Origin of the sequence: Streptomyces buecherae, from assembly GCF_014295035.1 — a bacterium.
GTDB lineage: Bacteria > Actinomycetota > Actinomycetes > Streptomycetales > Streptomycetaceae > Streptomyces > Streptomyces youssoufiensis.
Map to the genome: position 1 here is coordinate 7906208 of NZ_CP060404.1, position 13398 is coordinate 7919605.

The 13398-nt window shown below is 73.4% G+C and carries 10 protein-coding genes and 1 pseudogene; 7 read left to right on the forward strand and 4 right to left on the reverse strand.

Features of this window, described 5'->3' with window-relative positions; genetic code table 11:
• Positions 1-50: 50 nt before the first annotated feature.
• Positions 51-1376, reverse strand: coding sequence for a glycoside hydrolase family 18 protein (locus tag H7H31_RS31345; RefSeq protein ID WP_187060417.1), 1326 nt, complete (start codon positions 1374-1376; stop codon positions 51-53).
• 340 nt (positions 1377-1716) lie between these two features.
• On the opposite strand from H7H31_RS31345, the gene H7H31_RS31350 reads away from it, so the two are divergent.
• Together H7H31_RS31350 and H7H31_RS31355 are read left to right on the forward strand one after the other, a co-directional pair.
• Complete coding sequence (locus H7H31_RS31350; protein ID WP_187060418.1) at positions 1717-2889, forward strand: acyl-CoA dehydrogenase family protein; 1173 nt, start codon at positions 1717-1719, stop codon at positions 2887-2889.
• 433 nt (positions 2890-3322) lie between these two features.
• A complete protein-coding gene (locus H7H31_RS31355) occupies positions 3323-4225 on the forward strand; it encodes an endonuclease/exonuclease/phosphatase family protein (RefSeq protein WP_232110396.1) in 903 nt (300 codons plus the stop codon).
• A 171-nt stretch (positions 4226-4396) separates the two neighbouring features.
• On the opposite strand, the gene H7H31_RS31360 is transcribed toward H7H31_RS31355, so the two are convergent.
• Positions 4397-4864, reverse strand: coding sequence for a hypothetical protein (locus tag H7H31_RS31360; RefSeq protein ID WP_372456078.1), 468 nt, complete (start codon positions 4862-4864; stop codon positions 4397-4399).
• 109 nt (positions 4865-4973) lie between these two features.
• Here H7H31_RS31360 and H7H31_RS31365 point away from each other — a divergent pair, with 109 nt between their 5' ends.
• The 5 genes from H7H31_RS31365 to fxsA all read left to right on the forward strand — a co-directional run bounded on the left by H7H31_RS31365 (position 4974) and on the right by fxsA (position 11438).
• Positions 4974-5414 carry an Lrp/AsnC family transcriptional regulator gene (locus tag H7H31_RS31365; protein WP_176160400.1) on the forward strand — a complete coding sequence of 147 codons (441 nt, stop codon included), beginning with the start codon at positions 4974-4976 and terminating at the stop codon, positions 5412-5414.
• Between the two features lie 266 nt (positions 5415-5680).
• Positions 5681-7348 carry an amidohydrolase gene (locus tag H7H31_RS31370; RefSeq protein WP_372456077.1) on the forward strand — a complete coding sequence of 556 codons (1668 nt, stop codon included), beginning with the start codon at positions 5681-5683 and terminating at the stop codon, positions 7346-7348.
• A 763-nt stretch (positions 7349-8111) separates the two neighbouring features.
• Positions 8112-9983: an apolipoprotein N-acyltransferase gene (gene lnt / locus H7H31_RS31375; RefSeq protein ID WP_187061201.1), complete on the forward strand. Its 1872-nt coding sequence runs from the start codon at positions 8112-8114 to the stop codon at positions 9981-9983.
• Positions 9980-10774 (forward strand): polyprenol monophosphomannose synthase, encoded by a 795-nt coding sequence (locus H7H31_RS31380; RefSeq protein WP_187061202.1) that lies wholly within the window; start codon positions 9980-9982, stop codon positions 10772-10774. The genes lnt and H7H31_RS31380 overlap by 4 nt, the downstream gene beginning before the upstream one ends.
• Positions 10775-10835: 61 nt before the next feature.
• Entirely contained in the window at positions 10836-11438 is a 603-nt protein-coding gene (gene fxsA / locus H7H31_RS31385; RefSeq protein WP_187061203.1) for an FxsA family membrane protein, read from the forward strand.
• Positions 11439-11703: 265 nt separating this feature from the next.
• On the opposite strand, the gene H7H31_RS31390 is transcribed toward fxsA, so the two are convergent.
• Complete coding sequence (locus H7H31_RS31390; RefSeq protein ID WP_176160397.1) at positions 11704-12078, reverse strand: RNA polymerase-binding protein RbpA; 375 nt, start codon at positions 12076-12078, stop codon at positions 11704-11706.
• 572 nt (positions 12079-12650) lie between these two features.
• Positions 12651-13235: pseudogene (yczE, locus tag H7H31_RS31395) on the reverse strand (membrane protein YczE); the annotation flags it as partial.
• Between the last annotated feature and the right edge of the window lie 163 nt (positions 13236-13398).

Below are 13398 nucleotides of genomic sequence, written 5' to 3' on the forward strand. Positions count from 1 at the left end.
CCCGCCCTGTGTCGTGGAGGCCGCGGCGCGCCGCGGTCACCCGACGGTGGTTACCTGATGGCCTTGACCAGTTCGCCGCCCGAGGTGTCCCCGCTCAGCTCCCAGAAGAAGGTTCCACCCAGGCCCTGCTGGTTCTTGTAGTTCATCTTGCCGCCGATGGTGGCCGGGGTGTCGTAGCTCCACCACTGGGTGCCGCAGTGGGCGTACGCGGTGCCACCCACGGTGCCGTTGGCGGGGCAGCGGGTCTTGAGGTCCTTGTAGTCCTCGATGCCCTGCTCGTACTTGCCGGGCGCCGGGCCGGTGGCGGTGCCGCCCGGCTCCTTCTGGGTGACGCCGGTCCAGCCGCGGCCGTAGAAGCCGATGCCGAGCAGCAACTTGTCGGCCGGGATGCCGAAGCCCTTGAGCTTCTGGATCGCGGCGTCCGAGTTGAAGCCCTCCTTCGGGATGCCCGGGTAGGAGGTGAGCGGGGAGTGCGGGGCCGTCGGGCCCTTCGCGTCCCAGGCGCCGAAGAAGTCGTACGTCATCGGCATGATGTAGTCCGTGACGGCCGCCGCGGACTTGTAGTCGGCCGCCTCCAGCTTGCCGCCCTTGGAGGCGTCGGCCGAGATGGCGGCCGTGATCAGGTTGTTCTGACCGAACTTCGACCGCAGCGCCGACAGCACCTTGGTCAGCGAGTCCTTGCCGCTGGTGTCGCAGGTCAGGCCGCAGGCGTTCGGGTACTCCCAGTCGATGTCGATGCCGTCGAAGACGTCGGCCCAGCGCGGGTCCTCGACCAGCTTGTAGCAGGAGTCGGCGAAGGCGGCCGGGTTCTGCGCGGCCTGCCCGAACCCGCCGGACCAGGTCCAACCGCCGAAGGACCAGATCACCTTGAGGTTGGGGTGCTTGGCCTTGAGCTTGCGGAGCTGGTTGAAGTTACCGCGCAGCGGCTGGTCCCAGGTGTCGGCCTTGCCGTCGACGCTCTGGTCGGCGGTGTACGCCTTGTCGTAGTCGGCGTAGCTGTCACCGATGGTGCACTTGCCACCCTGGACGTTGCCGAACGCGTAGTTGATGTGGGTCAGCTTGTTCGCGGCACCGGACGTCTCGATGTTCTTGACGTGGTAATTGCGCTGGTAGACGCCCCAGTTGGTGAAGTAGCCGACGACCTTGTTGCCGGCGGCGGCCTTGGTGGGGGTGGTGGCGGGGGCGGACTGCGGCGCCTGGTCGCGCTGCGCGGTGACCGCGGACCCTGCCTGCTTCCCGCCCTGCGGGTCGCCCGAGGCGTCCGCGGTGGCCGGTCCCGCGCCGGTGAACAGCGTGCCGACCAGAACCGCGGCCGACGCGGCGAAGGCCGTGACCATCGCGGGGAGCCGGGTACGGGTGCGCTGTGATCTGACCATGGAGTCTCCTCGGTGGGGGAGAGGTGGGGGGATCAGTGCGAAGGACTACGAAGAACGCAGATTTGACATGAACGCGTTCTCTTCTGCGGGGAAACCGTAGAAGGACTAGACCACTGTGGTCAATGGTTCGGACCATTTCCCGCGTGACGGAACCTGATCGTCGACCGGTGACGTGGAGCCGCTGATCGGGCATACTCCAACCCGCTACAGCCGCAGGTCATCCCGGTTCGTAACCCGGCGAGGGAAGATCGGTTGAGCCGCAGATCGTGGTGGAGCCGCCGTACCCGAGCGTCCTCGCCGCCGCGCCGATGAGCACCCCAACAGGGAGGAGAGCGCCGCCATGACCCATCCCGGCCCGCAGCCGGTGGAGCGACAGTTGCCCACCGAGGAGGCCCGTGACCTGCTTGCGCTGGTACGCGATCTGGCCGACCGCGAAATCCGGCCACAGGCGGCGGAAGACGAGGACGCCGGGCACTTCCCGCGCGAGGTCTTCGCCCTGCTCTCCACCTCCGGCCTGCTCGGCCTCCCCTACCCGGAGGAGTACGGCGGCGGCAGCCAGCCCTACGAGGTCTACCTCCAGGTCCTGGAGGAGCTCGCGGCGGCCCGGCTCACCGTCGGCCTCGGGGTCAGCGTGCACACCCTGGCCTGCCACGCGCTCGCCGAGTTCGGCAGCAAGCAGCAGCGCACCGAGCACCTGCCCGTGATGCTCGGCGGCGGCGTGCTCGGCGCGTACTGCCTCTCCGAGCCGGCCTCCGGCTCCGACGCGGCCTCGCTGGTCACCCGCGCCGCGCGGACGGGCGACGACTGGACCATCGAGGGCACCAAGGCGTGGATCACGCACGGCGGCGTCGCCGACTTCTACTCCGTCCTCGCCCGCACCGGCGACCAGGGCCCGCGCGGCATCACCGCCTTCCTGGTCCCCGGCGACACCGAGGGACTCTCGGCCGCGGCGCCCGAGCGCAAGATGGGCATGAAGGGCTCGCCCACCGCCCAGGTCCACTTCGACGGCGTGCGGGTGGGCGACGAGCGGCGCATCGGCGACGAGGGGCAGGGCTTCTCGATCGCCCTCGCCGCGCTGGACGCCGGCCGCCTCGGCATCGCCGCCTGCGCCATCGGCGTCGCCCAGGCCGCCCTCGACGAGGGCCTGCGCTACACCGCCGAGCGCCAGCAGTTCGGCCGCCCGATCGCCGACTTCCAGGGCCTGCGCTTCATGCTGGCCGACATGGCCACCCAGATCGAGGCGGGCCGCTCGCTGTACCTGACGGCCGCCCGGCTGCGCGACGCGGGCCGGCCGTTCTCCAAGGAGGCGGCGATGGCCAAGCTGTTCTGCACGGACACCGCGATGCGCGTGACCACCGACGCGGTGCAACTCCTCGGCGGTTACGGCTACACGCTCGACTTCCCCGTCGAGCGCTACATGCGCGAGTCCAAGGTGCTCCAGATCGTCGAGGGCACCAACCAGATCCAACGCATGGTCATCGCCCGCCAGATCGCGGGCCGCGAGTCCCGCTGACCCGCCCGCGTCAGCGCTCGCGGCCACCAGCGGCGGCGACCGCCCGCGGCGCACCGTCTCGGCGCGGCACCCCGGACGCGGGGTGTCGCGCCGTTCGCCGTTCAGCGGGCCGTGGGGCGCCCGTGCGCCCCCTCCCGGACCCGCGCCGCGCCAACGCGGTCGTGGCCGTCCGCGCGGGGCGTGCGGGGGCGCGTGGCGGCGTACCCCGGGGGAGTCACCGGCCGTTCGCGCCCTCGGTGTCCACATGCCACGCGCGGCACACCGGTCGCCCGCACACTTCGCTGTGCCCAGGCCGCGCCTGGCCAGGTGTGCGTAGCAATCGACCACTGGAGCAACCATGACCGATTCCCCCGCCGTCGCCCCCACCGCACCGACCACCCCCGCCGCACCGACCACCCCCGCCGAGACGACCGGATTCAGCCGCCGCGACGGAATGCGCGCGGCGGCAGCCGCCGCCCTGGCCCTCCCCCTGACCGCCGGCGTCGCCCACGCCGCCGCCCCGTCGGCCTCCGCCGCCCCGGCGACGGCCGCGGCCCCGGCAGCCCCCGGCGGCAGCGCCAGCCAGCTGCGCGCCATGACGTTCAACCTGCGCTACGCCTCGGACGCCCGCCCCAACTCCTGGGCCGAACGCCGCCCCGTCATGCGCACGCTGCTACGCCGCGAGCGCCCGCACCTGCTCGGCACCCAGGAGGGTGTGTACTCCCAAATCCGTGACATCGCACAGGACTTGGGGCCGCACTACGACTGGATCGGCACCGGCCGTGAGGGTGGCAGCCGGGGCGAGTTCATGGCCGTCTTCTACGACACCCAGCGGCTGGCCCCGCTGGAGTACGACCACTTCTGGCTGTCCGGCACGCCGTACGTGATCGGCTCCAACACCTGGGGCAACGCGGTCGTGCGCATGGCCACCTGGGTGCGCTTTCGCGATCTGCGCGGCGGCGGCCAGTTCTACGCCCTCAACACCCACTTCGACCACCGCAACCAGAGCGCGCGCGAGCGCTCCGCCGACCTGATCGCCGAGCGGCTGCGCGGCCTCGACCCGGCCGTGCCGCGCATCGTCACCGGCGACTTCAACGTGCCGGCGCACCAGAACCCGGTCTACGACACGCTGCTGGGCTCGGGCGGCCTCGTGGACACCTGGGACCGCGCCGAGGAGCGCGGGAAGCTGTACGCGACCTTCCACGGCTACCGGCCGCTGGTCCCGGACGGCGAGCGCATCGACTGGATCCTCACCTCGCCGGGCATCCACACCAGCTACGCCTCGATCAACACCTTCTCGCTCGGCGGACAGTTCCCGAGCGACCACCTGCCGGTGCAGGCCCAGCTCGAGCTGTGACGGCCCGTCAGGCGCGGTCGCCGGACGGCGGCTGACCGATCGTGACCGGGGCTGAGGGGGCCGGCCGGGGCGATGGGCCGCGGGCGGCCCACCGCCGTTCGTCGCGGGCCCCGGGCCAGGGGTGAGGTCGGGCGCTGACGGGGCGGACCCCCGGGGCGCCCGACCGAGGCGCTAGTGTCCGGGCGTCGGCTGGCGCGGCACCTGCACCGGACGGGAGACGTGGCCGCCGATGTGCGAGAACGGCTGCGTCCGCCAGTCCAGGCTCTCCGGAAGGGTCAGGAGCAGCGCCGCGTCCTGCTCCTGGGAACCCGAGGCGTCGTCGGCGGGGACCGCGTCGGCGACGCCCCGCCCGGTGCCCGGGCAGACCGTGAGCCCGAACGGGTTCCACGGGGACGGGCACAGCGCGTGCTCGGGCAGCACGTCCTCGTCGGCGAGCAGGGCAATGGGGCGTGCGCAGTCCGGGCACGTCACCCGGAACATCTCGTACGTCTCGTAGACGTCGCTCTCGCCACTGTCCAGGCGTTCAAGACCGGGCATGGTGTTTCTCCCCCTCGGGTCAGGTCGAAAAGGCGACAAGGCAGCCTCGACCACAGCAAGCATTTCCCGTCCGGCGGTGGCGGTAATCGCCGGCGCGCCCATGCCCCCGCCCCTTGGCTGTGGCATTCGTCACATGCCCCGTGCAGGTGCGGCGCGCGCCCGGGGGCTCGTCGGCTGTGCCGCGACGCCCGCTACCCCATAGGGTGACGGGGTGGAGGAGTTGGACAGACAGATCGTGGAACTGCTCGTCAATGACGGGCGCATGAGCTACACCGACCTGGGCAAGGCCACCGGCCTGTCCACCTCGGCGGTGCACCAGCGGGTCCGACGCCTGGAACAGCGCGGTGTCATCCGTGGCTACGCCGCCGTCGTGGACCCCGAGGCCGTCGGGCTGCCGCTGACGGCCTTCATCTCGGTCAAACCCTTCGACCCCAGCGCGCCCGACGACATCGCCGACCGGCTCGCCGAGGTGCCGCAGATCGAGGCGTGTCACAGCGTGGCGGGCGACGAGAACTACATCCTCAAGGTGCGCGTCGAGACCCCGCTCGAACTGGAGCACCTCCTGACCCGCATCCGCTCGCTGGCCGGCGTCTCCACCCGCACCACGGTCGTGCTGTCCACGCCGTACGAGGCCCGCCCGCCCCGCATCTGACCCGCCGGCCGCGCGAGCGCCCGGCGGCTCCCCGGGCCCGGCCGGGCCGAGCGCCCCACCAGCCGACCCGGCGTGCGCGCCGCGGGCGCCGGATGCGCGTCCGCGCGCCGCGGCGCACCCCGGTGCCCCGGCGCGCGGCCCACCCCCGGCGCGGGAGCCGAACCGGGTCCGGCGACACTGACACCCTGGCGCCGGCTCGCGGGGGAGTGACCTCCCCGGCGTGCCACCGCCGTCCACCCGACGAACGACACCGCGAGGCGAACCCCGTGAGCGACCTCATCCCCGCCGCAGGCCCCAGCGCCGGCATCCCGCCGACCGAGGGCGGCACCGTGCTGTTGCGCGGCGGCACCGTGCACAGCCCCGCCGATCCCTTCGCGACGGCGATGGTGATCGAGCGCGGCAGCGTCGCCTGGGTCGGCTCCGAGGGCGCGGCCGACTCCTTCGCCGACGGCGTGGACGAGGTCATCGACCTCGCCGGCGCGCTCGTCACGCCCGCGTTCACGGACGCACACGTGCACACCACCGCCACCGGGCTCGCCCGCACCGGCCTCGACCTCACCGCGGCCTCGACCCTGATCGAGGCGCTCGATCTGGTGCGCGCCCACGCCGCGGCGCACCCCGGCGACGCGGTACTGCTCGGCCACGGCTGGGACTCCTCCCGTTGGCCCGAAGGACGCGCCCCCTCCCGTACGGAGCTGGACCAGGCCACCGACGGCCGGCCGCTCTACCTCACCCGCGTGGACGTGCACTCCGCCGTCGCGACCACCGCCCTGCTCGACCGCGTCGGCGACCTGACCGGGCGCGCCGGCTACCAGGGCGACGCGCCGCTGACCGCCGACGCCCACCACGCGGTCCGCGCGGCGGCGTTCGCGAACGTGACCGACTCCCAGCGGGCCGACGCACAGCGCGCCGCGCTCCGGCGGGCCGCCGCGCTCGGCATCGGCACCCTCCACGAGTGCGCGGGCCCCGACATCTCCAGCGAGGCCGACCTGACCGGCCTGTTGGGCATCGCCGCCCAGACGGCGGGCCCCCGCGTCATCGGCTACTGGGCCGAGGCCGCGAGCAGCGCCCGCGACCTGGAGAAGGTGCGCGAGCTGGGCGCCGTCGGCGCCGCCGGCGACCTCTTCGTGGACGGCGCGCTCGGCTCCCACACGGCCTGCCTGCACGCGCCGTACGCCGACGCCCCGCCCAGCACCGGGACCCAGTACCTGGACCCGACCGCCATCGCCACGCACGTCGCGCTGTGCACCGAGGCCGGGTTGCAGGCCGGCTTCCACGCCATCGGCGACGCCGCGCTCTCGGCCGTCGTCGCCGGGGTGCGCACCGCCGCGGAGAAGGTCGGGCTCGCCCGTGTCCGCGCCGCCAGGCACCGGGTCGAGCACGCCGAGATGCTCACGCCCGAGACCATCGCCGCGTTCGCCGAACTCGGCCTGACCGCCTCCGTCCAGCCCGCCTTCGACGCCGCCTGGGGCGGCGAGGACGGCATGTACGCCCAGCGGCTCGGCGTCGAGCGGGCCCGCACGCTCAACCCGTACGCGGCCCTGCTGCGCGCCGGAGTGCCGCTGGCCCTCGGCTCGGACAGCCCCGTCACGCCGCTCGACCCGTGGGGCACCGTGCGCGCCGCGGCCTTCCACCGGACGCCCGAGCACCGGGTCTCGGTACGGGCCGCGTTCACCGCCCACACCCGGGGCGGCTGGCGGGCCGCCCGCCGCGACGACGCGGGCGTCCTGGTCCCCGGCGCACCGGCCGACCTGGCCGTCTGGCAGCACGGCGAACTCGTCGTGCAGGTCCCCGACGAGCGGGTCGCCAACTGGTCCACCGACCCCCGCTCCGGTACCCCGGGTCTGCCCGACCTCACGCCGGGGCTGCCGCTGCCGGTGTGCGTGCGCACGATGGTCGGCGGGCGCACCGTCTACGAGCGGCCGAACGAGTGACGCGGTCGCGCCGCGTACCGCCGAACGATGTGCCATCGGCCTGTCGACCAACTCCGGCACCCTCCGTACTGACCTGCTGATTTGGCGCAACGCCGCAGGTGGCACGGCTGTTGACAGAAAGCGGGAGCCGGCGGGTAGTTTCGGCCGGGTCCACCACAGGACGTCCGGCCGGGGATGGGTTCTCCACGCAGTCGTCGAGCGCCGCTGGGCCATGGGGTGGCGAGCCGCACCGGTTCGTCGCCCATGGGAGCCAGGTCCAGCGCACGGGGGCGGGGGAGGCACTCATCGGGCCGGCAGGTGCGACCCGGGTGGGGCCCGGACGCTCAGTAGACAACGGCTCTCGGTCGACCCGCAGCCAGCGGGCCCCAGGTCGGCCCGAAGGGCGACGGGCCCCTATCCGCACCCCGCGCACCACTCCCTGGCCCCTGACGCCCGCCTCGGGCCGCCCCGGCATCTCAGTCCCGCGCAGCACTCCCTGGCGCCCGCCTCGGGCCACCCCAGCGCCCCAGCCCCGCTCGCCGGCCCGCGCGCCCGTGCCCGCACCCCGGTCGCCTCCTCGCCGGCCGCCAGGCCCGCGCGCGGCCCGTACCGCCCCGCCAGCGCCCCGCACCGCCGCCCGCCTCCCGCCACCGCTCCGCCGGGCCGTGGTGGGGTCCGGGCACGCCGGACGTCGCACACCCGTTACGCACCCAGCGGGCCGCTCGTGGTGGCTCGCGGTATACCGTCACTTCACCACAGCTCGACCTGCAGGAAGGCCGCGACGTTGCACCCCGGTTCCGACACCTCCGCTGGTGCCACCGCCAGCGGCGAGGCAGCCGACGCGCCGGTCAGTAGACCAGCCGAGCCGCCGACAGCCGCCCCCGAGCCCGCCGCGGCGCCGAGCGCCGAGCCCGTCGTCCGGGCCACCCGCCGCCAACGCGTGGCGCGATGGTGCCGCCGTGAGGCGCGGCGCACCGCGCTGGCCGCGGTCAGCGGGCTCGCCCTCGGCTTCGCCTTCCCGCCGTACGACCTGTGGCCCCTCTCGCTCATCGCCGTCGCGGCCCTCGCGCTGCTCACCCGGGGCAGGACGGCCCGCCAGGGGGCGTGGACCGGGTTCGCCTTCGGGCTCCCGTTCTTCGTGCTGCTGCTGAAGTGGCTGGACGTCGTCGGCTGGGACGCGGTCATCGGCCTCTCGCTGGCCGAGTCGCTGTTCTTCGTCGCGCTCGGCGCTGGCCTGGCCCTGACCTCCAGGCTGCCCGGCTGGCCGCTGTGGGCGGCCTGCCTGTGGGTGGCCGAGGAGTGGGCCAGGGACCGGCTGCCGTTCGGCGGCTTCCCCTGGGGGCGGCTGGCGTTCGCGAACACCGGATCGCCGTTCACGCCGCTGGCCGCGCTCGGTGGCGCGCCGCTGGTGACCTTCGGCGTCGCCCTGGCCAGCACGCTGCTCGCGGCCGCCGTCGTCGCCCTGTGGCGGGTGTACGCGCTCGCCGGCGGCCGTGCCGCGACCGCCCCCGGGACCACGCCGAGCGCCGCGGCCGACGCCCCGCTGGGCGCCGCTCCCGCCGCGCCGGCGGACGCCGCCGGGAGCGAGGCGGACGAGGACGCCGGGGCGGGCCCCGAGCCCGCGCCGGCCGCGCGGCCCAGCGGCCCCCGGCTGCTACGCGGCGCGCTGCCGGCCGTCGAGGCCATCGCCCTGGCCGGCGCGGTGACGCTGGCCGGGTTCCTGGTGCCGGTGCCCACCGACGCCGACGACACCGTGAACATCGCGGTCGTGCAGGGCAACGTGCAACAGCCGGGGATGGACTTCCTCGGCCGCCCGATGAAGATCCTCAACAACCACGTCGAGGCGACCCTGCGGCTGGCCGAGGACGTCAAGGCGGGCCGCAAGCCCCAGCCGGACCTCGTGATCTGGCCGGAGAACGCCTCCGACCTCGACCCGTACAAGTACCGCGAGGCGTACGCGCGCATCGACCTGGCGGTGAAGTCGATCGGCGTCCCCGTCCTGGTCGGGGCCCTGGTGGACCACCCGACCAAGAAGGGTTACGTCGAGAACCAGGGCATCGTCTGGGACCCGAGGACCGGCCCCGGCGCCTCGTACACCAAGCAGCACCCGGTGCCGTTCGGTGAGTACGTGCCCTTCCGCGACCAGCTCAGCAAGGTCATCTCGCGACTCGACCGCGTTCCCCGGGACTTCTACCCGGGCGACCACTCCGGGGTCATGCAGGTCGGCCCGGCCAAGCTGGGCGACGTGATCTGCTTCGAGGTCGCCTACGACGAGATCGTGCGCGACACGGTCAACGCCGGGGCCCGGGCGCTGGTGATCCAGACGAACAACGCCACGTACGGCCGCAGCGGCCAGCCCGAGCAGCAACTCGTGATGTCCCGGCTGCGCGCCATCGAGCACGGTCGGGCCGTGGTCACCGCGGCGCCGAGCGGAATTAGCGCCGTGGTCGCCCCCGATGGGACTATTGAGCAGCGCACCAAGGAATTCACCCAGGACGTGCTCAGCGCTCGGATTCCCCTGCGCGACGACATCACCGTCGCCGATCGGATCGGCGCGGTGCCCGAGTGGGTGCTCGCTATGGTGGGCGTTCTGTCCTGCGCCGCCGCGATCATGGTGAGCCGGCGAGGACGTACGGACGAGAAGGGGATGCAGTGAACGACGGCGTTGAGGTTGTGCGTGGCGAGACTCAGGAGAGGAAGTACGGTCCGCTCGGCACGACCTTGGTGATCATTCCGACCTACAACGAGGCGGAGAACATCAAGCCGATCGTGGAACGGGTGCGCAAGGCCGTCCCCGACGCACACGTGCTCGTCGCCGACGACAACAGCCCCGACGGCACCGGCAAGATCGCCGACGAGATCGCCGGCCAGGACGAGCAGGTCCACGTCCTGCACCGCAAGGGCAAGGAAGGTCTCGGCGCCGCCTACCTGGCGGGCTTCCGCTGGGGGATCGAGCACGACTACGGCGTCCTGGTCGAGATGGACGCGGACGGCTCACACCAGCCCGAGGAGCTGCCCCGGCTGCTGACCGCCCTCGGCGGGGCCGACCTGGTCCTCGGCTCGCGCTGGGTGCCGGGCGGGCGCGTGGTGAACTGGCCGAAGTTCCGCGAGCTGATCTCCCGGGGCGGCAGCACCTACTCGCGGCTGCTGCTCGACGTCCCGATCCGCGACGTCACCGGCGGTTTCCGGGCCTTCCGCCGGGAGACCCTGGAGGGCCTGGGCATGGACGCCGTCGCCTCGCAGGGCTACTGCTTCCAGGTCGACCTGGCCTGGCGTGCCGTCAAGGCCGGCTTCCACGTCGTGGAGGTGCCCATCACCTTCGTGGACCGGGAGCACGGCGACAGCAAGATGAGCCGCGACATCCTGGTCGAGGCCCTGTGGCGGGTGACCGCCTGGGGCGTGGGTTCCCGGGTGAACCGGGTGACCGGCCGCAAGCAGCAGCCCTAGCGTCGGCGTACGACGACACCGCACCGGCACACTCTCGACACGGCGCAGGCACACTGAAGACATGACGTTCGGCGCACCTCAATCACCGCACCCCCGACCGCAGGGACAGCGCTCGCGGGCCCGGCGGATCGTTCCCCTCGCCCTCGCGGCCTGGCTGGTCCTGGAAATCTGGCTGCTCGTCCTGGTCGCGGACGCTTCGAGCGCCCTGACCGTGCTGGCGCTCCTGGTGGCCGGGGCCGTGCTGGGTGGCTACGTCATCAAGCGGGCCGGGCGCCGGGCGTGGCAGACGCTGACCGCCGGGCTGCGGCCCGGCGCCTCCGACGACGACCCGACCGCCGGCCTGGGCAACGGGCTGCTCATGCTCGGCGGGCTGCTGCTGATGCTGCCTGGCCTGGTCTCGGACGTGCTCGGGCTGGTGCTCCTCCTGCCGCCGGTGCGCGCCCTGCTCGGCCGCCGCGCCGAGCGCGCGCTGTCCCGCCGCATCGGGTACGCCACGAGTTCGCTCGGCGACGCCTTCCAGCAGGCGGGGCGGGGCCAGACCTACCGGCCCGGTGGCGGCAAGGTGGTGCCGGGCGAGGTCGTCCGCGACGACGAGCCGCCGAGGGCCGACGGTCCCGGCGACGAGCGCGGCCCGGGCCGCCAGGACCCGCCGCTGCCGCGCTGACGGGCGACGCCGCCGCACGGGCCATCAGGGCCGTGCGGCGGCGTGCTCCGTAGCGGCCGGCGCGGGTCGTGAACCGGCTGTCTTCCCCGCCGGCCCCGCCCGTCCCGGCCGTCGGCCGACCGGCCGCCTCGCGGCGGAGTGCGCCGAGAGCCGGGTTGGCCGGGAGGGCGAGACGACAAACGGAGGCCGGGGTCGCTGCTGAGCAGTGACCCCGGCCTCCGTCGTGTGCTGCCTTGCGCGCCGGGCGGGCCCGGCGCCTCGTCCGTCAGGCGGACTTGCGGTTGTCCCGCGGGTGCACGGCAATGTTCATGGCGCCGGAGCGCAGGACGGCCAGCCGTTCGGCCAGCACTTCCTCCAACTCCTCGCGAGTGCGTCGCTCCATGAGCATGTCCCAGTGCGTACGCGCGGGCTTGCCCTTCTTCTCCTCAGGCCCTTCGCCATCCACCAGGAGCGCCTGGGCGCCGCACGCCTTGCACTCCCACTCCGGCGGAATCTCCGCCTCTACCGAGAAGGGCATCTCGAATCGATGTCCGTTCTGGCATGCGTACTCCACCGCCTGGCGCGGGGCCAGATCGATGCCGCGGTCGGTCTCGTAGCTGGTCACCACGAGTCGCGTGCCGCGGAGAGCTCGCTCACTCATGAATCGTGCCTCCCGGGCTTTGTCGCCCACAGGACAGGTGTCGCTGTCGTCGTCATCCGTTCAACGTCCGGTCGGCGGTGAAGATTCCCGTAGTGGGACATGCGTCGCCCGTCGTGCCGCCCCGTTGTTGTACCCACCGGCGCCCGGTTTGTCACATCTGACAGTAGATGTCACCCAGCGTTTGCCGTCCTTTAGCGCGCAGTAACGGTCCGCCTGGTAGGTCGAGGGCGTACACTACTCGCCCTCATGCGTCAGCTCTAAATCCGGTCCACTGTGCGGTCAGAAATTGACGTTCACTGATCGAGGGTCTACCTCTCTCGTACCCTAGTGCGCCCTCTCCTACCCTGGACGCGTCAAGACGTCCGATGGTTGCCAGCGGGACCGGCGCTGGTCTGCGCCGCGTCACCTGCCGGGCCTCCGGCACCCTCCGCCAACTCACTCCGCCGCGCCGGCCCGCCGCGCTCCGCGCGCTCCGGCGCGGGGGTGTCCGCGGCCGCGTCCGGCTGCCTCGCGGGAGCGGCGTTCGACGCGGCCTCGGTGTTCGACGCGGCATCGGCGGCCCCGGCCTCCGCCGCTGCCTCGGTCGCCTTCGGCCGCCCCGAACCGCTGGCGACCACGCCCCGCCGCCCCTGGTCCAGGCCCGGAACGGCGAAGACCCGCAGGAAGAACTGCGACAGCGGCCCGATCGCCACCGCGTACAGCACGGTGCCCACGCCGACCGAGCCGCCCAGGGCGAAGCCGGTGGCCAGGACCGCCACCTCGATGCCGGTCCGCACCAGGCGGATGGAGCGCCCGGTGCGCCGGTGCAGGCCGGTCATCAGCCCGTCGCGCGGGCCGGGGCCGAAGCGCGCCGAGATGTACAGGCCGGTGGCCGCCCCGTTGAGCACGATGGCGAACAGCAGTAGCGGAACGCGCGCGGCGAGTGACGCGAGGTCGGAGGTGAGCGCCAGCGTCGCGTCCATCACGAGGCCGATCACCACGACGTTGGAGATCGTGCCGAGCCCCGGGCGCTGGCGCAGGGGGATCCACAGGGCGAGCACCGCCGCGCCCGCCAGGATCACCACCGTGCCGATGGAGAGGCCGGTGTGCTCCGAGACGCCCTGGTGAAACACGTCCCAGGGGTCGAGGCCGAGGCCCGCGCGGAGTTGGAGCCCCATGCTCACCCCGTACAGCGTCAGGCCGACGTACAACTGCGTGACGCGGCGGGTGAGGTGCGACCCCCTCGGTATCGGCACGGTGTGCTCCTTCGGGTGTTGACGGCGTTCGGGGCGCCCGGCGTGGGCGCTCGCGAGGGTCGGGTGGCGCGGCCGTCGCCGGTGG

Excerpts from the sequence above, each read along its gene's own strand:
- fxsA (WP_187061203.1), top strand. The coding sequence starts at position 10,836 with ATGACGTTCGGCGCACCTCAATCACCGCACCCCCGACCGCAGGGACAG.
- H7H31_RS31345 (WP_187060417.1), bottom strand. The coding sequence starts at position 1,376 with ATGGTCAGATCACAGCGCACCCGTACCCGGCTCCCCGCGATGGTCACG.
- H7H31_RS31355 (WP_232110396.1), top strand. The coding sequence starts at position 3,323 with ATGCGCGCGGCGGCAGCCGCCGCCCTGGCCCTCCCCCTGACCGCCGGC.
- H7H31_RS31350 (WP_187060418.1), top strand. The coding sequence starts at position 1,717 with ATGACCCATCCCGGCCCGCAGCCGGTGGAGCGACAGTTGCCCACCGAG.
- H7H31_RS31360 (WP_372456078.1), bottom strand. The coding sequence starts at position 4,864 with ATGGGCGCGCCGGCGATTACCGCCACCGCCGGACGGGAAATGCTTGCT.
- H7H31_RS31390 (WP_176160397.1), bottom strand. The coding sequence starts at position 12,078 with ATGAGTGAGCGAGCTCTCCGCGGCACGCGACTCGTGGTGACCAGCTAC.